We start from the raw sequence: 20,904 nt of genomic DNA, 5'->3' as shown, positions 1-20,904 counted from the left end.
CCGCCGAAGCGGATTTTTTGTTTTACAGGGTAAAGTTATACCCGATGCTGATACTCACGGCAACCGGGTCGAGCTTGATGTCCTGCGTCTGCCCCGTCGAGAATTTCGCCTTGGTTTTCAGGTAGGTCTTGACCACGGCCACATCGGCAAACCAGCGCTCGTTGAAGGCCAGGGTGCTGCCGACCACCAGGCTGCCGGTCAGCTTGTTGTCCATGCGGTAGGTCACTGGTTTTCCACCCGGATCCAGCAAGGCCGTCATCTGGCCCGAACCTTTTTCCTTTTGGAAATAAGCATACGTCAAGCCCGCGCCCACGTAGGGGCGGATCATCGCATTGGGCTGGAAGAAACGGTATTGGATGAAGGCCGTCGGCGGCAAGGCTTCCGCCGTCCCCAGCTTGCCCGTGCCCTTGATGGAACCGTCGCCGATCAGGTCATGCTTGTACGGCACGCCCAGGATCATTTCAGCGGAAACATTGTCCGTGATCATGTAGGCAAAGGTAAGGATGGGCTTGGTATCCGACTTGACGTCGGCTTTCGTGCCCGGCAGTGCCGGCGCGGAAATGTCGCCACTGTCCACGTGCGGCGTGATCTTGTTGAGGCCGGCTTTGACCATCCAAGTGCCAGCGCTTTGCGCCGAAGCGCCCGTCGCCATGGCCATCGCGGCGGCTGCAGCCAGCACGCGTACAGCGGTATTCAAACGATTCTTCATCTTGTCTCCTGATTCAGTATGTGCGGAGTGTTCCGCTTTCGAGTCTTGTCGCTACCGGCACCGGCCGCGCCTCCCAGGCACAGCAGGTACGGCCCTCCCTTACAGCCAGCCCCGCACGACCATGTCCTTGGCCACGTAGCGGGCCAGCAACAGGTTATTGAACGGCGTAGGGTGCACATCGTCGGCATACGAGTAATGGCTGACGTCGCCCGCTTTCAGGTTCGTGCCATTGCACACGAGCGAGCTGCTCAGGAAATTCTTCGCCGTGCTCAGGTCGCACGCCGTCTCGCTGACGTTGGTCAAGCCATACGGACCAGGATTGACGCCCTGGTCATGGCTGACGGCAAACACGTCGACCAGCAAGACTTTCGCATTACCGTTCAAGCCGGCGCTCAGTTCGCCGTTGAAGGCGCTGACCATGGCATTGATGAGTGCCTTGGTATTGGCATCCTTGCTCAAGCCCGATGGCGTACCGGCCACGTCCGGCAGGTTGTTGACCACCACATAATTGGCACCCTTGGCGATGATCTGGTCCTTGATCAGCACTACCAGCTCTTTGCCGGCTTGTCCCATGGCGGTGACCAGCAGCGGCCCTTGGGCCGCAGCGAAATCGGCACCGGCCTTGGCGCCGGCGGCATTGCCTGTCACCGTCGCGTCGGCTTGTGCCTTGGCGGCCAGGGCCGGGGCCTGCGTCTGGGCATTCGCATTACCGGCAATCATGGCAGCTTGCACGGCGGCACCGACGATGGTCGTCGACGTGGCGCCAGGCGCCGCACTGGCTGTCTTGATGGCGGCGCCAATGGCAACCACTGCCGTGTTGGGATTGGTGGCGCCGGCCGCCAGGGCCACCGCCAGGTTGGTCGCGAAAGCTTGCGCACCCGCAGCAGCGCCCGCCTTCTTGCCGGCATCCGTCGCGCCCGTTTGCAATTGGCCCAGCAGGAACAGCACGTCGTTACCGCCTGCCATCACGAAAACGGCTTCCGTGCCGCTGAACTTGCCACCTGACACTGCCAGGTGGTTCGCGATCTGCGTCACCACGGGCACGGTCAGGGCGCCCAGCACACCGCCCGCCAATTTGTTGTTCGGACCGACGGGGTTGGTGACGCGCGAACCGCCCATGGCGTAGCCGAAACAGCCGGCATGCTTGACGCGCGGGGCAACCAGGCTCGGTATGCTGCCTTCCAGGCCCGTTTCGGCGGCGCATGGCGCCGGCAAGCCGAATTGCGCGGCCAGGTGCTCGGTCCAGTTCTTGCCCGTCAGTTCAGGATTGATCTTGGTATTGTCACCATTGATGGTGAATTTGCCGCCACCGCTCGCCGCCACGCCGGCGACGGCATACGAACCGACATCGGACAGGCTGTCGCCGAACGACACCTGCGCCGTGTATTTGACTTTCAAGGCTTGATCACCGCCACTGGCGCCGCCGCAACCTGCCAGGACAGCCGCTGCCAGCACGGCCAGCGCGAATTTGGTTTGATGCATTTTGTCTCCTCGGTCTTTTTTCTGGTTTCTAAACGAACGGGCGTGCTATTCGCTACCCAACTAATATGCCATCGTTCCTCAGGCTTGTATAGAAAATATGTTTTAAAAATCAACGAAATAACAACACTGCCAGCGCCCTGTCACGACCGGGCGATCAGCTGAATTATGGAGGATATAAGATGTTTCGTGGCAAGCATCTCTATTGCGCTGCATCAAGAAAAAGCCCCTTGCGGGGCTTTTTATGATGCGGACAGAAACTGCTGCAAGATACCACTTGAGCCGAAGGCGGCGCGCCGCAAACGGTCGTTGACGCCCAGCCACGCGGGGCCGGTGGGCGGTGCTTCGACGAGTATCAGCTCGGCGCCGACCTGGTCCATCGTGCGCAGCGAGGCATACAGCGCATGTGCGTAATTTTCCGGAGTCGCCGCCAGGCGCACGCTGGCGCTGGCCGGTGGCAGGTCCGAGTAATGGATCAGGGCCACGCGGCGCCCGTCATTGAGCAGGCGGTTCAAGGTGGCGCTCACGTCGTCGCTGTGCTGCATCGCAACAGGCGTGTGCGGTGCGTAATGCGATTCCAGGGTGCCCGAGGCGCGCGGCGCGGCCGCATCCGCCACGGCTGGCGCGCGACCGATGACGGCGGCGATCTGTTCGCTGCTGATATGGCCGGGGCGCAAGAGTACTGGACCGTGTGTGGCCAGGCGCGACAGGTCGACGATGGTCGACTCGATACCCACGTCGCTCTGCCCGCCATCGAGGACCTGGCCCAGCAAGCCGCTGGCGAGTTCCGCCGCGAATTCATCGCGCACGTGCTGCGCCGTGGTAGGGCTGACGTTACCAAATTTGTTCGCCGACGGCGCCGCCAGGCCGCCCTTGCCGCCTTTGAAGGTGCGTAGCAATGCGATAGCCACCGGATGCGATGGGCAGCGCAAGCCCACCGTATCCTGGCCGCCGGAGACGGCGTCGGGAATATGCGCGGCGCGCTTGACGATCAGGGTCAGCGGACCGGGCCAGAAGGAGGCCACCAGCTGTTCGGCCTCGACTGGAATGTCGTCGGACCAGTGTGCCAGATCGGCGCCGGGCGCCACATGCACGATCACGGGATGGTCGGAAGGGCGGCCCTTGGCTTCATAGATGCGCGCCACGGCAGCCGGGTTTTCCGCATCGGCGCCCAGGCCATACACCGTTTCCGTCGGGAAAGCGACGAGGCCGCCCGCTTCCAGCACGGCAGCGGCCGCTGCCAGATCTTGTGCAAGTACGCTCACGGCGCGATTCCCAGGATCAGGCAAGCGTCGCGCAGGCGCTGCTGCGCCTGCGGCAAGGTGGCCGCGATGAAGGTCAGGTGGCCCATCTTGCGGCCACGGCGCGGATCATCCTTGCCATACAGATGCAGGCAGGCGCCCGGCAGTGCCAGCACCTGGTCCCACGCCGGTTCGCAGGCCACGTCGCTGTCGTCGGCAAACCAGGCGTCGCCGAGGATATTGAGCATCACGGCCGGCGAATGCTGGCGCACGTCGCCCAACGGCAAGCGCGCCATGGCCCGCACCTGCTGCGCGAACTGGCTGGTGACGCAGGCATCCATCGTGTAATGGCCGCTGTTGTGCGGACGCGGCGCCATTTCATTGACCACCAGGCTGCCATCTTCCAGCACGAAAAATTCGATGCACAGCACGCCGACGTAACCAAGCTCGGCGACCATGGCTTGCGCCGCCCGCTGCGCCTTGGCGGCGCAGTCGTCCGACACGTTCGGACCCGGCACGGTGGTGGTAAACAGCACGCCGTCGCGGTGCACGTTTTCGGCGATCGGATACACGACGGATTCGCCATCCACGCCGCGCGCCGTCAGCACGGACACTTCATACGCCAGCGGCAGCATTTTTTCCAGCAGGCAAGTTACTTCGCCCATTTCCGCGAAAGCGGCGCGCACGTCGTCGCGCGTACGCACGCGGAACTGGCCCTTGCCGTCATAGCCCATGCGCACCGTTTTCAGTATGCCCGGCAGCAAGTCGTCGACTATGGCGTCAATATCGGCCTGCGTGGCGATCACCATGTGCGGCGCCGGCAGCACGCCGGATTTGCTTGCACAGTCGACAAAGAACCGTTTTTCCGCGATGCGGTCCTGCGCCACCGACACGCCGTGGGCGTTGGGGGCAACAAACACGCGTTCGGCCAGGCGCGACAGGCTGTCGGCCGGCACGTTTTCGAATTCCGTGGTGACGGCCAGGCATTGCGCCGCCAGGGCGTCGAGGCCGGCCACATCGCTGTAACCGGCATTGACCAGGCGCTGCGCCACCTGCCCCGCAGGGCAGGCATCGGAAGGTTCCAGTACAGCCACCTGATAACCCATGCCCTGAGCGGCCTGGGCAAACATGCGGCCGAGCTGGCCGCCACCCATCACGCCCAGCCACGCCGGTGGATTGGCGGCGGGCAGCAATGGGGAAGTCAATTTACTATTCATTATTTTTCAAACACATTAGTCAGGCAAGACCATGGCCTTGGCGGCGGCCGTTTGCGTGGTACGGAAGGCTTCCAGGCGGTCGGCCAGCGCGTCGTCATTGGCGGCCAGCAGCGCCACCGCCGTCAGCGCCGCATTCGCCGCGCCCGCTTCACCGATGGCGAAGGTGGCTACCGGCACGCCCTTGGGCATTTGCAGGATGGACAGCATGGAATCTTCGCCACGCAAGTATTTCGACGGCACGGGCACGCCCAGCACGGGCACGATGGTCATCGCCGCCACCATGCCAGGCAGGTGGGCCGCGCCGCCAGCGCCGGCGATGATGGCGCGCAAGCCGCGCGCGCGCGCGCTTTTCGCGTACGCATACATCTCGTCGGGCATGCGGTGCGCGGAAATGACTTGCGCTTCGTATGGCACGCCAAACTGTTTCAGGATGGCAACCGCATTCTGCATCACGTCCCAGTCCGAGGACGAACCCATGATGACGCCGACCAGCGGCTTATTCTGCTCGCTCATCTCAGGCCTTCAGCTTCTCGCCCGTCAGGCGTTCGATGGCTTCAAAGTACTTGGCCTGGGTTTTTTCGATGACATCGGCTGGCAGCGCTGGCGCCGGTGCGGTCTTGCCCCAGGTCAATGTTTCCAGGTAGTCGCGCACGAATTGCTTGTCGAACGATGGCGGCGAGATGCCTGGCTGGTAGGAATCGGCAGGCCAGAAGCGCGACGAGTCGGCCGTCAGCACTTCATCCATCAGATGCATGACGCCATTGTCGTCCAGGCCGAATTCGAACTTGGTGTCGGCGATGATGATGCCGCGCGTGGCCGCGTATTCGGCTGCCGTCTTGTAGAGTTGAATGGCCACGTCGCGCATCTTGGCGGCCAGGTCGGCACCGATGCGTTCTTCCATTTCAGCAAAGCTGATGTTTTCGTCATGCTCGCCCAACTCGGCCTTGGCGGCCGGGGTGAAGATCGGTTGCGGCAATTTTTCCGCCTGTTGCAAGCCCGCTGGCAGCGCGATGCCGCAGATGCTGCCCGTGTCCTGGTAATCTTTCCAGCCCGAACCGATGATGTAGCCGCGCACGACCGCCTCGACCATGATCGGTTTCAAACGCTTGGCCACGACGGCGCGGCCCTTGACTTGCTCCACTTCCTCGGGCGCCACCACGGATTCCGGCGCCACGCCGGTCAGGTGGTTCGGCACGATATGGCCCAGTTTCTCGAACCAGAAGTCACTCATCTGGTTGAGGACCTTGCCCTTGCCGGGGATAGGCTCGTTCATGACGACATCGAAGGCCGACAGGCGGTCCGTGGTGACGATCAAAATCTTGTCGTCGCCAACGGCGTAGTTGTCGCGGACCTTGCCGTGGCCCAGCAATGGCAGGGAGTGGATGGAAGTCTGATAGAGGCTGTTCATAGCGGGGGAATAGTTGGATGAAACGAAACCGGCAGGCAGGGGGTGCCCGCCGGTCGAGAAAATCGGGCACGGAGCATTGCTTCCGGCCCGTTCCAGACAGAATTTTACTTCACAATTTGCGACAGCTCGCCGGCCTTGTAGCGCTCGGCCATCTTTTCCATCGTGATGACCTTGATTTTCGACGCCTGGCCTTCGCAGCCGAAAGCCTGCATGCGCGCGCGCACGATTTGCTCGGCGGCGGTGCGGGCTGGCTTCAGGAAGTCGCGCGGGTCGAATTTCGACGGGTTCTCGAACAGGTATTTGCGGATCGCGGCCGTCATCGCCAGGCGGATGTCGGTGTCGATGTTGATCTTGCGCACGCCGTGACGGATGCCTTCCTGGATTTCCTCGACTGGCACGCCGTAGGTTTCCTTCATGTCGCCGCCGAATTCGCGGATAATGGCCAGCAATTCCTGCGGCACCGACGAAGAACCGTGCATCACCAGATGGGTGTTCGGGATGCGCGCGTGGATTTCCTTGATGCGGTCGATGGCCAGGATGTCGCCCGTTGGCTTGCGCGTGAATTTATACGCGCCGTGCGAGGTGCCGATGGCGATCGCCAGGGCGTCGCACTGGGTGCGCTGCACGAAATCGGCCGCTTGCGCCACGTCCGTCAGCAGTTGCTCGCGGGTCATGGTGCCGTCGGCGCCGTGGCCGTCTTCCTTGTCGCCCTTCATGGTTTCCAGCGAACCGAGCACGCCCAGTTCCGCTTCCACCGTCACGCCGATGGCGTGCGAGAATTTCACCACTTCACGCGACACTTCCACGTTGTATTCGTACGATGCGACCGACTTACCGTCCGCTTCCAGCGAACCGTCCATCATCACGGAAGTAAAACCCGAGCGGATGGCGGCCATGCAGACGGCCGGCGACTGGCCGTGATCCTGGTGCATGACGACAGGAATGTGCGGATACGCTTCGACGGCCGCGTCGATCAGGTGGCGCAGGAATGCTTCACCGGCGTACTTGCGCGCGCCAGCGGACGCTTGCATGATCACCGGCGAGTTCAGCGCATCGGCGGCGGCCATGATGGCTTGCACTTGCTCCAGGTTGTTGACGTTGAAAGCAGGAATGCCATAACCGTTTTCGGCAGCATGGTCCAGCAGTTGACGCATGGATACGAGAGACATGGTAATACTCCAGATAACAATAGAAACCGTTGCGGCGCTTCGCGGTCAATAACCGCGGCGGCGCCTGAATTCTTTACATCAGATCAGCACTGCTTCGAGGTCGCCTACCTTGACAATTTTCAGGGCATTCGTGCCGCCCACCTGACCCATCGGTTCACCCCAGGTAACGACGATCATGTCGCCCTTGCGGACGATACCTTGTTCCACCAGCAAGTCTTCCGCCTGCTTCAGCACTTGCGCGCTGGGGGCGTTCTGCATCAGATGATACGCCCGAACATTGCGGTACAGCGCGGCTTTGCGCAAAGTCGTCACGCTGGGCGTGAGCGCGTAGATCGGCGTGTCGATACTGTGGCGGCTCATCCACAAGGCGGTGGAACCGGATTCCGTCAGCGCCACGATGGCTTTGACGCGCAGGTGATGGGCGGTAAACAGCGCGCCGTAGGCGATCGACTGGTCGATGCGGGTAAACGTGACGTTGAGGAAATCGGCATCGAGCTTGTTGTATTCGGACTGTTCCGCTTCGACGCAGATGGCGGCCATCATTTCCACCGTCTCGATCGGGTACTTGCCCGAGGCCGTCTCGGCCGACGTCATGACGGCATCCGTGCCATCGAGCACGGCATTGGCCACGTCGGACACTTCCGCGCGGGTCGGCACGGCGTTGACAATCATCGATTCCATCATCTGAGTTGCCGTAATGGCAAGCTTGTTCGACGCGCGCGCCATCTTGATCATGCGTTTCTGCAAGGCCGGCACGGCCGCATTACCCACTTCCACGGCCAGGTCGCCGCGCGCCACCATGATGCCGTCGGAGGCGTCGAGAATTTCCTGCAGCGCAGGAATGGCTTCCGCGCGCTCGATCTTGGCGATCATCATCGGCTTGTGGTGGTACGGTTCGCCGGCGATATTGGCCAGCTGGCGCGCCATTTCCATGTCGGTCGCGCATTTCGGGAAGGAAATGGCCAGATAGTCGGCCTGGAAACTCATGGCCGTCTTGATATCTTCCATATCCTTGGCCGTCAGCGCGGGCGCGGACAGGCCGCCGCCCTGGCGGTTGATGCCCTTGTTGTTCGACAACTCGCCGCCGATCTTGACGGTGGTGTGGATTTCGCTGCCGTGGATGCGCTCGACGATCAGCACGATGAGGCCGTCATTCAGCAGCAGCACGTCGCCCTTGTGCAAATCGCGCGGCAAGGCCTTGTAGTCGAGGCCGACGCGCTCCTGGTTGCCCAGTTCGCCGTTTTCGCCCCACTTGGCGTCGAGAATGAAGTGCTCGCCCGCTTCCAGCTCGATGCGCGTGTTTTCAAACTTGCCGACACGAATCTTCGGCCCTTGCATGTCGGCCATGATGGCCACTTCGCGCCCGCACTCGGCGGCCGCCAGGCGCACCAGCGCCGCGCGGTCGATATGGTCTTGCGCCTTGCCGTGGGAAAAATTCAAGCGCACCACGTCGACACCCGCACGTATCATTTTCACCAGGATATCGAAGTCGGTGGAAGCGGGGCCGATTGTTGCTACGATTTTTGTACCGCGTGGCATAGGAGTCCTTGTGCGCGAGCGAAGGTGAGCAAGACCTGGCGGCTGAACCGCCCGGCAAGGTAAAAGCGCAGCGATCAGGCTGCGCTTGGTACTAAACTGCTGACTGCAGCGCCTTAAGCGGCGCGTTGCATCAGGATTTCCACTGCCGGCAGGGTCTTGCCTTCCAGGAATTCCAGGAAAGCGCCGCCACCGGTCGAGATATAGCTGATTTTATCGGTAATGTCGTATTTGGCAATCGCCGCCAGGGTGTCGCCACCGCCGGCAATCGAGAAGGCTTTCGACTCGGCAATGGCCAGCGCCAGGGTCTTGGTGCCGTTGCCGAACTGGTCGAATTCGAACACGCCAACCGGACCGTTCCACACGATGGTGCCGGCGGCGGCGATCTGCTGCGCCAGCAGGGCAGCCGTTTTCGGGCCGATATCGAGGATCATGTCGTCGTCCGCCACGTCGGCCACGTCCTTGACGGTGGCGGCGGCCGTCGGCGAAAACTCCTTGGCGCACACGACGTCAACGGGAATCGGCACTTGCGCGCCGCGCTTGGCCATGATCTCGATGATGGCCTTGGCTTCCTCGACGAGTTCCGCTTCCACCAGCGACTTGCCGACGTTCAAGCCGACGGCCTTCATGAAGGTGTTGGCGATGCCGCCGCCGACGATCAGGTTATCGACCTTGTCGGACAGGGCTTTCAAAATGGTCAGCTTGCTCGATACTTTCGAACCGGCAACGATTGCCAGCAATGGGCGGGCTGGGGCGTGCAAAGCTTTGCCCAGTGCATCGAGTTCGGCAGCCAGCAGCGGGCCGGCGCAGGCGACGGGGGCGAACTTGGCGATGCCGTGCGTGGACGCTTCCGCGCGGTGGGCCGTGCCGAACGCGTCATTGACGTAGATATCGCACAATTTGGCCATTTTTTGCGCCAGCTCATCGCTGTTTTTCTTTTCGCCCTTGTTCACGCGCACGTTTTCCAGCAGGACGACCTGGCCGGCAGCCAGGGATTCCAGGCCGGCGCCATCGACCCAATTTTGTTTCAATGCAACTTCCTGGCCCAGCAGCTCGGACAAACGGGCGGCCACGGGCGCCAGGCTGTCGGCAGGCTTGAACTCGCCTTCCGTCGGACGGCCCAGGTGCGACGTCACCATGACGGCGGCGCCAGCGTCGAGGGCGGCGCGGATGGCCGGCACCGAGGCGCGGATGCGCGTATCTTCGGTGATCTTGCCACTGTCATCTTGCGGGACATTCAGGTCGGCGCGGATAAACACGCGCTTGCCCTGCAGTGCATTTTGGGCGATCAAATCTTGCAGACGGATGAAGTTGAGAACAGCTGACATGGCGATCCAGATGACGAGTGGAAGGAAGTGCGCTATTTTACCGCAATGACCAGACCAAATCCCCGATTTGTCCTGCTTTACTGAAAAACGTGCAACAGTCGCAAGCCCGTGAAAACCAGCATGCCAAACACGATGGTTTGCAGCATATTGCGGCGGATTACAAAAAAGAGCGTGGCGGCAATACCGGATAACAGTTTCAAATTGGATAATTCCAAGTGCACTTGCTGGCCCTCCATCAGCATGTCGGGCGCGATGATGGCGGCCAGCGCGCAGGCCGGCGCATAGCGCAGCATCTCGCCCACGCGGCGCGGAATGGTGATGTGATGGCCGATCAGCCAGAAGGTGCTGCGCGTGGCGGCTGTCGCCACCACCAGCACGGCGATGGCGATCCACACATCGGCCCTGCCCCAGTCTATGCCGTCAAACATGGCGTTTTGTCCATTTTTCTGTCAATTCTTCCACGGCCATGGCGCTGATCATGCCCACTACGACGGCCACCAGCAAACCCAGCTTATACGGCAGGCTGAAGGCCAGCACGGCCACCGTACCGGCCACCAGCACACCGCACAGGGCGGCGCGGCTGAGGATCAGCGGCACCGTCACGCACAGGATCGCCAGGGTACCCGCAAAACCCAGTCCCCACTCGGCCGGCACGACGGCGCCCAGCACGATGCCGATGAAGGAACCGATTTGCCAGGCCAGCCAGTTGGGGTAAATCAAGCCTTTCAGGAAAGGCAGCTTGGCCGGATCCGGCGTTTCGTGCGGGTAGCGCTGCAGGAACAGGCCCACCGTGATGTCGCCGGCTACATAACCGAGCGCAAAGCGCTGGCGCCAGGGCAGATGGGAAAAATGCGGGGCCAGCAGTACGGAAAAGATAACAAAACGCAAATTGACGACGAGGGCCGTGGCAAAGATCACCCACACGGGCGCCTGCGCGGCCAGCAGGGGCAAGGACGCGAGCTGGGCCGAGCCGGCAAAGACAAACAGGGTCATGGCGCCTGCCTGCGCGACCGTCAGGCCGCTTTTCACCATGGCCACGCCCACCACCATGCCCCAGGCGGCGATGCCCAGCAGGGTGGGCGCACCCAGGTTCAGGCCGGCGCGCCAGGCGTCTTTCAGCAGGGCGTCGTCCTTGGCGGCCTGGACGGCGTTCACGCGGCGCTCCGGCCGAGGTAGTGTGGTAACTGCACAACAATGGTGCGCGGGGCGCAAGGGCGCAACGGTAATACCGGCAAGGCAAATCCAGTCAGTGTGGCGCTGCAGCCGCCATATTTCCGCAAAAAACCGCGCCGCAGTCAAAGATGATCGAGCCGACATTTTAGCCATGATTTTTGCTGTCTGCCTGAATCCGTTAAAATCGTGCTTTTGGCAGCAGCCGACTTCCTTCCATACAGCCTCACGGAGCATGACAAGATGACAAAAACCACCCAGCCAGCGGTCGAACTCGACAGTAAAGACTTGCCAGCCCACTGCCCTAACCCGGCCATGCCGCTGTGGTCGTCGCATCCGCGCGTGTTCCTGGAATTCAACAAGGACGGTATCGCCAAGTGCCCGTACTGCGGCACGGCCTACACCCTGAAGGAAGGCGCCAGCGCCGGCCACCATTAACTGCCCAGCGGCGCGCCACCAGCGCGCCGTTTTTATTTGTATCAAGTTATACCGACCAGCCCGGAGTCGTCATGAAACGTCTGAAAGAACTCAATGGCAGCGCCGCGGAAGTCGAAGCGGCGTTCTACGATGCCTTGCACCGCGCCGACCTCGAAGCGCTGATGGCGCTGTGGGCCGACGATGAAGAGATCGTCTGCATCCACCCGGGCGGCGCGCGCCTGATCGGCCACGCCGCCATCCGCGCCTCGTGGGAAACCATCCTGGCGGGCGGCGGCCTGCATATCGTGCCGGCGCAGCTGCACGAAACGCACAATCTGATGAGTTCAGTGCACACGGTCATCGAAGGCGTGACCCAGGAAGAAGGCGGCCCGGCGCACCTGCTGGCCACGAACGTGTACGTGAAAACGCCGCGCGGCTGGCGCATCGTGCTGCACCACGCCTCCATCGCGCCGGGCGGCGCACCGGCCGATGCCACCGGGGCGCAGATCCTGCACTGATGTCTTTGCCTCTTATCTACAACGCCCCCTATACCGCCCCGCTCTGGCTGCCTGGCGGCCACGCGCAGACGATTTATCCGGCCGTGTGCCTTGCCAAGCCGGCCGTGGCCTTCCGCCGCGAACGCTGGCAAGCGCCCGATGGCGACTTCGTCGACGTCGACCTGGTCGATGGCCAACCGGGCCAGCCCTTCGTGGTGCTGTTCCACGGCCTGGAAGGATCGTCGAACAGCCATTACGCGCGCGCCCTGATGGCCGAGGTGGCCGCGCGCGGCTGGTCGGGCGCCGTGCCGCATTTTCGCGGCTGCTCGGGCGAGACCAACCTGGCGCCCCGCTTTTACCATTCGGGCGATGCGCAGGAAGTGGACTGGGTGATGCGCACACTGCGCCCGCGCGCCACGGGCAAGTTTTACGCGGCCGGCGTCTCGCTGGGCGGCAATGCCCTGCTGTGCTGGCTGGGCCAGTCGCAGCACCAGGCCGATTTCGTCGATGCGGCAGCGGCCGTGTCCGCGCCGCTGGACCTGGCACAGGGAGGCAAGGCCCTGTCTTCCGGCGCCAACCGGCTCTACACGCGCATGTTCCTGAACACCTTGAAACCGAAGTGCCTGGCCAAGCTCGAGCAATTTCCCGGCCTGTTCGCGCGCGACGCCATGCTGGCCGCGCGCGACTTGCACGCCTTCGACAATGTTGTCACGGCGCCGCTGCACGGCTACCGCGACGCCGACGATTACTGGCACCGCGCCAGCGCCAAGCACGTCTTGCACGACATCACCGTGCCGACCCTGGTACTGAATGCGCAAAATGATCCTTTCCTGCCCGGGCGCTTCCTGCCGTCCAGCGCCGCGCCGACGGTCACGCTCGAGTATCCGCGCCACGGCGGCCACGTCGGCTTTGCCACCGGCAAGTTGCCGGGAAGCACACGCTGGCTGCCGCAAAGGCTGCTCTCTTTTTTTGAAAACGGCAACATGGCGCCATCGGCACTGCAAAACTGTCACGCTGGCGATGCGCGCACTCACACGGAAAACGCTACACATGGATGAACTCGTCAAACAGGCCCTGGCCAAATGGCCGAACGTGCCCCACTGCTACGGTTGGCTGGGCCTGGACGCGCGCGGCCACTGGCGCATGCGCGACCAGCATGCGCAACAGCAACAACTGCCGGGCGACAAGATCGCCCATGTGGCCCTGTTGAGCTTTATCAACCGCAATTACGACCATGACGAACAGGGCTGCTGGTTTTTCCAGAATGGCCCGCAACGCGTCTACCTGAATCTGGAAGCGACGCCGTATATCGCCCGCAGCGACCCGCAGCACGGTTTTGTCTTGCAGACGGGCGCGCCGCTTGCGATCATCGAAGCAGCGTATCTGTGCGACAACGGCACGCTGATCCTGCGCCATGGCGACATCGTGGCGCAGGTGGATGACCGCGACATGGCCCAGGTGCTGGCGTCGCTGCGCCTCGATGGGCTAGCCTTGAGCGACGAGGCCCTGCTGGCGTGGCTGGAACATGCTCAAGGCAACTTGATGTTATTGCATGCCGGCAAAGAGATTGCCGTGCAACCGCTGGCCTATGCCAGCGTAGCGCAGACCTTCGGCTTCCAGCAGGCGCCGCAAGCCGAATAAAAGTCAGCCCTTCTGGTCCTTGATCTGTTCGCGGCGCTTTTCCTGCAATTCTCGCTCGCGCGCATCGATCACGGCCTGGTCATAAAAGGTCGCGTCCGTCGATTTGCGGGCGATCGTCAGCTGGTCCAGCGCGGCCATGGTGGCGCCCTGCAACACATAGGATTCGGCCAGCGCCATGTGCTGCAAGGTCATCTTGCCCTGGTCCGCATAGGCTTTCGCCAGTAAATCGTAGAGTTCCGGCTCTTCCTTGTAGAGCTGCACCTGCTCGCGCAAATACAGGGTCGATTGCTCCAGCTTGCCGGCAGCCATCAGCGCTTCCGCATACTGGTGGGCAATGCCGCGCGAGAGGGGAAACTGCTGGCGCGCAGCGTCCGCCGCCTTCAGGGCCTGTTGCGCCACTTCCGGCTTCTGCCCCGGCATCAACAGCACTTCCAGCCCCATCGCCGCCAGCAGGGAATTGGGTCCCTGCGTGCCACCCGACGTCAACACATTCGGCCCGACCGGCTGGTGCAGGGCCGCATTGGCCGCATCGAGTTCCTTTTGCGCCTCCGCCGGCTTGCCCTGCTTGACGGCGACAAAGGACAAGCCATAGTGGGCGGCCGTCACCTGGAAACGGCTTTGCTGTTCCAGCTGCGTCTTGAAGATGGCCTTGGCATTCAACAGGCCTTGCACGCTTTCATCCTGCAGCACGCGGGCACGGGCACGGGCCAGGTGGAAACTCAGGCTGTCCGCACGCTGCTTGTAGGGCTGCTCGCGGATGCGCGCCTGGATGTCGGCGATGCGTTCCGTCGTCAGCGGGTGGGTCTGCAGGTAGGCGGGCATCAGGTCGCTGTACGAACGGCTGGCCGCCTGCATGCGGCCGAAGAAGGCCACCATGCCGGTGGTATCAAAACCGGCTTCGCCCATGATCTGGAAACCGATGCGGTCGGCCTCGCGTTCGGCGTCGCGGCCGAAATTGAGCTGACGCTGGATGGCCAGGCCCTGGCCGGCGGCAAACACGCCCATGGCCACGTCACCACCCGCCCGGGAAGCGAGCGCCGCCAGCAGCATGGCGGCCAGCGGCATCAGGGCATCCTGGCGCTGCTGGCCCAGCATGCGGGCGATATGGCGCTGCGCCACGTGGCCGATCTCGTGCGACAGCACGGAAGCCAGTTCCGCCTCCGTTTGCGCTGCCAGCACCAGGGCCGAGTGCACGCCGATGAAGCCGCCAGGCAAGGCAAACGCGTTCAACTGGGGATCGCGCACGGCAAAGAAGAAATAGTCGTAATTCGTTTCTCCGCGCACGCTGGGACGCGCGGCCACGAGGGCGTTGCCGAAGGTATTCAGGTATTCGAGCAAGGGCGCGTCGTCGAGATAATCGCGGTCGCCACGGATGCCGCGCATGATTTCCTCGCCGATCTTGCGCTCCATCGCCGGCGACAGGTCTTCGCGCGACGTATCGCCCAGGTTCGGCAGGTTGGGTGCCGGCGGCACGGCCAGCGGCGTCCAGCCGCCGGCCGGCTTGGCCACCACGCTGGCGGCCGGCGCCGCTGGCGCGGAGGTATAGGTTTGCGCCAGCGCAGAAGGGGCAGCGCAGCACAGCGCGGCCAGCAGGGATGCACGCCATGGCTGGCGCAGCCATGCGGCAGCGGCGTTTTCAAGTACGGTCTGGAGGGGAGTTTTTGAATTCACGGGTGCTATCATACCTTGTTAGCGGCCCCCATTCCCACGCGTGCCGCGCCCCACTCCTCACCTATTTTTGACGCCATGACAACAGCAGACAAGCAAGCCCCCGCCGGGGAACTGACCCATTTCGACGCGACGGGCCAGGCCCATATGGTGGACGTAGGCAGCAAGGAAGACACGCGCCGCAGCGCCGTGGCCGCCGGCACCATCCGCATGCAGCCCGCCACCCTGGCATTGATCATTTCGGGCAATGCAAAAAAAGGCGACGTGCTGGGCATCGCCCGCATCGCCGCCATCATGGGCGCCAAGCGCACCAGCGACCTGATTCCCCTGTGCCACCCGCTGGCCCTCACGCGCGTCACCGTCGATTTTGAAGTGGACGAGGCGGCCAACAGCGTGCACTGCCGCGCCCAAGTCGACACGACGGGCAAGACGGGCGTGGAAATGGAAGCGCTCACCTCCGTGCAGATCGGCTTGCTGACGATCTACGACATGTGCAAGGCCGTCGACCGGGGCATGGTCATGACCAACGTGCGCGTGCTGGAAAAGCATGGCGGCAAATCGGGCGATTGGCACGCCGAGGTGTAATTATTGTGCCTGGCGCGCCAGCCGCTCCTGGAAGCGGCGCAAATCGTACACTAGCCAGGCGCCGCCGGACAGGCACAGCGCGATGATGGCCTTGGACAGCGGCAAGTGGAATTGCTCCTGTCCTGCCAGCGCAAAGCCGGTATGGATCAGGAAGGTGGCCACGCCCAGGCCAGCGCAGCAGCTCGCATAAAAAGGTGCCCGCGCGCTGGACAGCAACACGTGCTTGTAGCCCACCAGCACCAGGGCAATGGCCGCCAGGTTAAACACCAGGAAACCCTGGACGCCGCCCGGCAGATGGAACATCTCCCACTCTTTCCAGTAGGCAGCATCGATTTGATGCAGGATCAGGAACAACATGGTCCAGAAGTAGCTGCGCGGCATAGGATTTACATTCGTCAATATTGATGCAATTTTAAAGCCTGCACCGCGCGGCGCCACGTGCACCTGGCATTTTTCGACGCCAATATGAATTTCATTGATATAAATGCTTTTTCATCAAGAAATCATGCATACTGCGAGTCGACCATATCCAGATGAGCATCGCATGACAAGCAACCAGCCCGCCGCGGAAAACAAGCTCCAGGACTTCGACTTCGAGGCCATGAATCTGCAGGTGGGTGGACGCATCCAGTTCATCACGCATCGCACCATCAAACCCATCCAGCATTTCTCGACCCTGATCGGCTATGTCAAACACGAGTATTTGATCGTCAAGATTCCCATGGAAAACGGCGCGTCCATCGTGCTCAACGAGGGCGATAAGCTGACCATCCGCGTGTTTTCCGGCGTCACCGTCTGCTCGTTTTCCTGCAGCGTGCTGCGTATCTTCAGCCGCCCGCTCAATTATGCCCACCTGAGCTTTCCCGACGCCATCCAGGGCACCAGCCTGCGCACGGCCATGCGCGTGAAAGTGGACATTCCGGCGCAGCTGAGCTACCGCGACGTGGCAGCCGTGCCCGTGTTCATCGTCAACCTCAGCGTTTCGGGCGCGCTGATCGAAGCGCCCAGCATGCTCACGCCGGACGACGAAGGCGTGGCCCTGAGCTTTACCCTGCTGGTGCAGCCGAACAAGCATCAGATGCGCGTCAATACGCGCGCCCGCATCCAGAACGTCAGCGTGGGCAAGCCGTCGAATGGCAATGCCGCCGAGGTGGCGGAAATCTATACGTATGGCGTGCAATTCATCGACCTGGAACCGACCCACTACACCCTGCTGCAAAACCTCACCTATGAAGCGCTGATCGCGGACCGGCAAAAAATCGTCTGACACTGGCGCGGCAGGCGCCGCTCACTGCGTCGCCACCACCTTCGGAATATTGTTCCTGGTAATGGCTTCCTTGGCTGCAGCATTCGTCACGCTGGTGCTGTTAAACCAGCTCAGGCTGCTGGTGCCAATCTGCAACTCCATGTTCACCGTCTGGCCGCCCATGCCGCTGCCCATATCGCCCGCCAGGGTCAGCTCGATATTGCCTTTATCGACCTTGGCACTGGCCACTTCGCGCGTGGCACTGAACACGGGGATGGCGCTGGGTACGGCCTGGGTGGGCGTGCTGCAGGCAGTAGCCAGCCCGCCGTTTTCCTGCACGCACAGGGCCACGGCCGTTTTCAAGGGGGCAGCGGCCGCCAGCACATTGCTGACCTTGGCCCGCATCGTGTAGTCGCCATACTGGGGAATGGCCACGGCCGCCAGGATGCCGGCGATAGCCACCACGATCATCAGTTCTATCAGGGTAAATCCGCTTTGCGCGCGCATCGTATCCTCCCATGGTGCATTGCTCACGCCAGATACGTTGCAAGCGCCATGCCAGCGGCGCGCCCGGGCAGCGGCAGTACACATGGAAAGAAAAGCGACACTTTTGGGCAGGTTCGGACCAGCGCCGTCGCCCCAGGCCGGGAATCGGCCTGTCTTGCGGATAAAAAAAAGGAGCCGAAGCTCCTTTTTTGTACTGCGGTGACCAGGCTGAAATTACAGCATGGCTTTCAGCAGACGCGCCATTTCCGACGGGTTTTTGGTCACGGTGATGCCGCAAGCTTCCATGATTTCCAGCTTGGCTTGTGCCGTATCGGCACCGCCCGAGATCAGCGCGCCGGCGTGGCCCATGCGCTTGCCTGGAGGGGCCGTCACGCCAGCGATGAAGCCAACGACCGGTTTTTTCATGTTGTCTTTGATCCAATAAGCCGCGTTGGCTTCGTCTGGACCACCGATTTCGCCGATCATGATGACCGCGTCGGTATCTGGATCATCATTGAACATCTTCATGATGTCGATGTGCTTCAGACCGTTGATCGGGTCGCCGCCGATGCCGACTGCCGACGATTGGCCCAGGCCCAGTGCGGTCAGCTGACCCACTGCTTCATAGGTCAGGGTACCCGAACGCGACACCACGCCGATACGGCCCTTCTTGTGGATGTGACCTGGCATGATGCCGATCTTGATTTCGTCTGGCGTGATCAGGCCTGGGCAGTTAGGGCCCAGCAGCAAGGTTTTGCTGTTGGCTTTAGCCATGCGGTCTTTCAGAGCCATCATGTCACGCACAGGAATGCCTTCGGTGATGCAAATGGCCAGATCCATTTCAGCTTCGACAGCTTCCCAGATCGCCGCAGCCGCGCCTGCTGGCGGTACGTAGATCACGGAAACGTTGGCGCCGGTTTCTTTTTTCGCTTCGGTCACGTTAGCGAAAATTGGAATGCCTTCGAAATCTTCGCCGGCTTTCTTCGGGTTCACGCCTGCCACGAAGGCAGCTTTGCCGTTCGCGTAGTCGCGGCAACCGCGGGTGTGGAACTGGCCGGTCTTGCCGGTGATCCCTTGGGTAACGACTTTGGTATCTTTATTGATCAGAATGGACATGTTGATTCCTTAATTAAGCTTGACCGGCAGCAGCGGCAACGACGCTCTTGGCTGCATCTTCCATGGTGTCGGCTGCGATGATAGGCAGACCGGAATCGGCCAGCATCTTTTTGCCCAGGTCTTCGTTGGTGCCCTTCATGCGCACGACCAGTGGCACGTTCAGCGAGACGGCTTTCACTGCGGCGATCACGCCTTCAGCGATCACGTCGCAACGCATGATGCCGCCGAAAATGTTCACCAGGATAGCTTTCAGGCCTGGGTTTTTCAGCATGATCTTGAACGCTTCGGTCACTTTTTCTGCCGTGGCGCCGCCGCCGACGTCCAGGAAGTTGGCTGGCTCGCCGCCGAACAGTTTAATCGTGTCCATGGTAGCCATGGCCAGGCCGGCGCCGTTCACCAGGCAACCGATGTTGCCGTCGAGCGAGATGTAGGCCAGGTCGAATTTCGACGCTTCGATTTCAGCTGGATCTTCTTCGTCCAGATCGCGCAGGGCGACGATTTCCGGATGACGGAACAGGGCGTTCGGGTCAAAGTTGAACTTGGCGTCCAGGGCGATGACTTTGCCGCTGCCGGTAACGATCAGCGGGTTGATCTCGGCCAGCGAGCAGTCGGTTTCCCAGTACGCTTTGTACAGGCCTTGCAGGTTGACGCGCGCGTCGGCGATGGAGCCGGCAGGCACGCCGATTTTGGCGGCGATGTCGTCTGCCTGGGCATCGGTCAGGCCTGTGCCCGGATCGATGGTGACGTGGTGGATCTTCTCTGGGTGGCTCTCGGCCACTTCTTCGATGTCCATGCCACCTTCGGACGACGCCATCAGGACGATTTTCTGGGTAACGCGGTCGGTGACCAGCGAAACGTACAGTTCCTGTTTGATGTCGGCGCCTTCTTCCACCAGCAGGCGGTTGACTTTCTGGCCTTCGGCGCTGGTCTGATGCGTGATCAGCTGCATGCCCATGATCTGGTCAGCGTATTCCTTGACCTGTTCGATCGATTTTGCCACTTTCACGCCGCCGCCCTTGCCGCGGCCACCTGCGTGGATCTGTGCCTTGACGACCCACACCGGGCCGCCCAGGGTTTCCGCAGCCTTGACTGCCTCTTCGACGGACATGCACGGGATACCGCGTGGTACCGTCACTCCGTGCTGCCGGAGGATTTCTTTGGCTTGATACTCATGGATTTTCATGCTGGCTTCCCTTCTGATACTGATGTGTAAAAATACGGTTAGTGGTGCAAAAAAAACAGGAAAGCGCCGGGGTCACGCCTTGGCTACCCAGCGCGGGTAATACTGTGCCACCGCCCCGCCATCGGTGCGCAGGGCGTGGCATTTGTCGAGTTGAAACGGCTTTTCATGCGATAAGTCAGCATTCGCACCGTCGCGGGTCGACCAGACATCGCCGGCAAATGCCTGAACCGTCGCAGTCGGCAAGACTTGCGCCAGTTCGGTCAAATGGGTACAGCCAGCGATTCCCGCCAGGCGCTGTTTCAAGTCGCGGCGGAAATTCTTCAATAGATTCAGACCGATCAGCGCCCTGTAAGCGGGGCCGATGGTATCGCAAAAACCGGGATACGGCACGGCATCGGAGGCAGCTTCGGCCTCGACAATGGTCAGTTCGCGATCGACGGTAATGCGTAAATGGAGGTCATGCAGAGGGGCGCCGGCGGGACGGAGGCCGGAAGCCAGGGTCGCGTCATAGCTTTTGATATCGGTGATACGGGCGTCAATATCCCACAGGCCGTCGTCGCGCACATACGCTTGGACGTCGATAACGCGGGAGTGCCGTAGGGCGCGCCGGGATACGGGAGTTGACAGGGGCATAAGACCGATGCCGCTTGCGCGGCCATAATTAGTAAGCAGCCATGTGCCTAAAGCACTCTGTTCGCAGCTTCTACGAACAGCAACCGCACCTGCGGCGCCGCAAAAACCCTAAAAGTGTAGCACACAGGGCGCTAGTTGCGCCGCAACATAATTATTTATTGGTCTGGCCGCCCGC

General features: G+C 61.9%; 23 protein-coding genes. 6 read left to right on the top strand and 17 right to left on the bottom strand.

Translation table 11 applies throughout. From position 1 onward, the window contains the following. Nucleotides 1–22: 22 nt before the first annotated feature. From SJI03_RS01345 to SJI03_RS01295, 11 genes are all read right to left on the bottom strand, one after another. Entirely contained in the window at nucleotides 23–709 is a 687-nt protein-coding gene (locus SJI03_RS01345) for an OmpW/AlkL family protein (protein WP_199534208.1), read from the bottom strand. Nucleotides 710–808: 99 nt separating this feature from the next. Beyond that, nucleotides 809–2,191: an esterase gene (locus tag SJI03_RS01340; RefSeq protein WP_322426002.1), complete on the bottom strand. Its 1,383-nt coding sequence runs from the start codon at nucleotides 2,189–2,191 to the stop codon at nucleotides 809–811. A gap of 239 nt (nucleotides 2,192–2,430) precedes the next feature. Beyond that, nucleotides 2,431–3,453, bottom strand: coding sequence for an L-threonylcarbamoyladenylate synthase (locus SJI03_RS01335; protein WP_322426001.1), 1,023 nt, complete (start codon nucleotides 3,451–3,453; stop codon nucleotides 2,431–2,433). Further along, on the bottom strand, nucleotides 3,450–4,646 hold the full coding sequence (locus SJI03_RS01330; RefSeq protein WP_322426000.1) for a 5-(carboxyamino)imidazole ribonucleotide synthase: 1,197 nt from the start codon (nucleotides 4,644–4,646) through the stop codon (nucleotides 3,450–3,452). The genes SJI03_RS01335 and SJI03_RS01330 overlap by 4 nt, the downstream gene beginning before the upstream one ends. Before the next feature lie 15 nt (nucleotides 4,647–4,661). Beyond that, on the bottom strand, nucleotides 4,662–5,159 hold the full coding sequence (gene purE, locus SJI03_RS01325; RefSeq protein ID WP_099376381.1) for a 5-(carboxyamino)imidazole ribonucleotide mutase: 498 nt from the start codon (nucleotides 5,157–5,159) through the stop codon (nucleotides 4,662–4,664). A 1-nt stretch (nucleotide 5,160) separates the two neighbouring features. Then, entirely contained in the window at nucleotides 5,161–6,054 is an 894-nt protein-coding gene (locus SJI03_RS01320) for a phosphoribosylaminoimidazolesuccinocarboxamide synthase (protein WP_099376380.1), read from the bottom strand. A gap of 104 nt (nucleotides 6,055–6,158) precedes the next feature. Next, nucleotides 6,159–7,223 (bottom strand): class II fructose-bisphosphate aldolase, encoded by a 1,065-nt coding sequence (fba, locus tag SJI03_RS01315; RefSeq protein ID WP_010401625.1) that lies wholly within the window; start codon nucleotides 7,221–7,223, stop codon nucleotides 6,159–6,161. A 78-nt stretch (nucleotides 7,224–7,301) separates the two neighbouring features. Then, a complete protein-coding gene (gene pyk, locus SJI03_RS01310; RefSeq protein ID WP_099376379.1) occupies nucleotides 7,302–8,762 on the bottom strand; it encodes a pyruvate kinase in 1,461 nt (486 codons plus the stop codon). Between the two features lie 113 nt (nucleotides 8,763–8,875). Further along, on the bottom strand, nucleotides 8,876–10,087 hold the full coding sequence (locus SJI03_RS01305) for a phosphoglycerate kinase (RefSeq protein WP_322425999.1): 1,212 nt from the start codon (nucleotides 10,085–10,087) through the stop codon (nucleotides 8,876–8,878). 77 nt (nucleotides 10,088–10,164) lie between these two features. Further along, the gene (locus SJI03_RS01300) at nucleotides 10,165–10,515 is read right to left on the bottom strand and encodes an AzlD domain-containing protein (protein WP_034780613.1); all 351 of its coding nucleotides are present in this window, start codon (nucleotides 10,513–10,515) and stop codon (nucleotides 10,165–10,167) included. Continuing rightward, nucleotides 10,508–11,242 (bottom strand): AzlC family ABC transporter permease, encoded by a 735-nt coding sequence (locus tag SJI03_RS01295; protein WP_322425998.1) that lies wholly within the window; start codon nucleotides 11,240–11,242, stop codon nucleotides 10,508–10,510. The genes SJI03_RS01300 and SJI03_RS01295 overlap by 8 nt, the downstream gene beginning before the upstream one ends. A gap of 258 nt (nucleotides 11,243–11,500) precedes the next feature. Here SJI03_RS01295 and SJI03_RS01290 point away from each other — a divergent pair, with 258 nt between their 5' ends. From SJI03_RS01290 to SJI03_RS01275, 4 genes are all read left to right on the top strand, one after another. Further along, entirely contained in the window at nucleotides 11,501–11,695 is a 195-nt protein-coding gene (locus SJI03_RS01290) for a zinc-finger domain-containing protein (protein ID WP_034780619.1), read from the top strand. A gap of 71 nt (nucleotides 11,696–11,766) precedes the next feature. Beyond that, nucleotides 11,767–12,192: a YybH family protein gene (locus SJI03_RS01285; RefSeq protein ID WP_034780622.1), complete on the top strand. Its 426-nt coding sequence runs from the start codon at nucleotides 11,767–11,769 to the stop codon at nucleotides 12,190–12,192. Next, on the top strand, nucleotides 12,192–13,229 hold the full coding sequence (locus SJI03_RS01280; RefSeq protein WP_322425997.1) for a YheT family hydrolase: 1,038 nt from the start codon (nucleotides 12,192–12,194) through the stop codon (nucleotides 13,227–13,229). The genes SJI03_RS01285 and SJI03_RS01280 overlap by 1 nt, the downstream gene beginning before the upstream one ends. Continuing rightward, nucleotides 13,222–13,812 carry a DUF2946 family protein gene (locus SJI03_RS01275; protein ID WP_322425996.1) on the top strand — a complete coding sequence of 197 codons (591 nt, stop codon included), beginning with the start codon at nucleotides 13,222–13,224 and terminating at the stop codon, nucleotides 13,810–13,812. The genes SJI03_RS01280 and SJI03_RS01275 overlap by 8 nt, the downstream gene beginning before the upstream one ends. A gap of 3 nt (nucleotides 13,813–13,815) precedes the next feature. On the opposite strand, the gene SJI03_RS01270 is transcribed toward SJI03_RS01275, so the two are convergent. Next, the gene (locus tag SJI03_RS01270; protein WP_416208720.1) at nucleotides 13,816–15,369 is read right to left on the bottom strand and encodes a M48 family metalloprotease; all 1,554 of its coding nucleotides are present in this window, start codon (nucleotides 15,367–15,369) and stop codon (nucleotides 13,816–13,818) included. Nucleotides 15,370–15,558: 189 nt separating this feature from the next. Here SJI03_RS01270 and moaC point away from each other — a divergent pair, with 189 nt between their 5' ends. Next, nucleotides 15,559–16,065, top strand: coding sequence for a cyclic pyranopterin monophosphate synthase MoaC (gene moaC / locus SJI03_RS01265; RefSeq protein ID WP_034746095.1), 507 nt, complete (start codon nucleotides 15,559–15,561; stop codon nucleotides 16,063–16,065). Here the strand turns inward: moaC and SJI03_RS01260 are convergent, their stop codons facing one another. Then, nucleotides 16,066–16,446, bottom strand: a complete 381-nt coding sequence (locus tag SJI03_RS01260; protein ID WP_322425995.1) for a DUF6713 family protein — start codon at nucleotides 16,444–16,446, stop codon at nucleotides 16,066–16,068. 163 nt (nucleotides 16,447–16,609) lie between these two features. Between SJI03_RS01260 and SJI03_RS01255 the strand changes: the two genes are divergently transcribed. Next, nucleotides 16,610–17,332, top strand: coding sequence for a flagellar brake protein (locus SJI03_RS01255; protein ID WP_322425994.1), 723 nt, complete (start codon nucleotides 16,610–16,612; stop codon nucleotides 17,330–17,332). A 21-nt stretch (nucleotides 17,333–17,353) separates the two neighbouring features. Here the strand turns inward: SJI03_RS01255 and SJI03_RS01250 are convergent, their stop codons facing one another. The 4 genes from SJI03_RS01250 to SJI03_RS01235 form a co-directional block, all read right to left on the bottom strand. Next, nucleotides 17,354–17,818: a pilin gene (locus SJI03_RS01250; protein WP_322425993.1), complete on the bottom strand. Its 465-nt coding sequence runs from the start codon at nucleotides 17,816–17,818 to the stop codon at nucleotides 17,354–17,356. 213 nt (nucleotides 17,819–18,031) lie between these two features. Further along, the gene (gene sucD / locus SJI03_RS01245; protein ID WP_034746085.1) at nucleotides 18,032–18,913 is read right to left on the bottom strand and encodes a succinate--CoA ligase subunit alpha; all 882 of its coding nucleotides are present in this window, start codon (nucleotides 18,911–18,913) and stop codon (nucleotides 18,032–18,034) included. A gap of 13 nt (nucleotides 18,914–18,926) precedes the next feature. Continuing rightward, nucleotides 18,927–20,096: an ADP-forming succinate--CoA ligase subunit beta gene (gene sucC / locus SJI03_RS01240; protein WP_034746081.1), complete on the bottom strand. Its 1,170-nt coding sequence runs from the start codon at nucleotides 20,094–20,096 to the stop codon at nucleotides 18,927–18,929. Nucleotides 20,097–20,168: 72 nt separating this feature from the next. Next, on the bottom strand, nucleotides 20,169–20,729 hold the full coding sequence (locus tag SJI03_RS01235; protein ID WP_322425991.1) for a DUF2889 domain-containing protein: 561 nt from the start codon (nucleotides 20,727–20,729) through the stop codon (nucleotides 20,169–20,171). Nucleotides 20,730–20,904 lie beyond the last annotated feature (175 nt).

Origin of the sequence: Janthinobacterium sp. GMG1 (genome assembly GCF_034427795.1) — a bacterium.
In the GTDB taxonomy this organism is placed as follows: Bacteria; Pseudomonadota; Gammaproteobacteria; order Burkholderiales; family Burkholderiaceae_D; genus Janthinobacterium.
The sequence above is the reverse complement of the archived record's forward strand: the minus strand, read 5'-3'. Positions and strand labels throughout refer to the sequence as shown.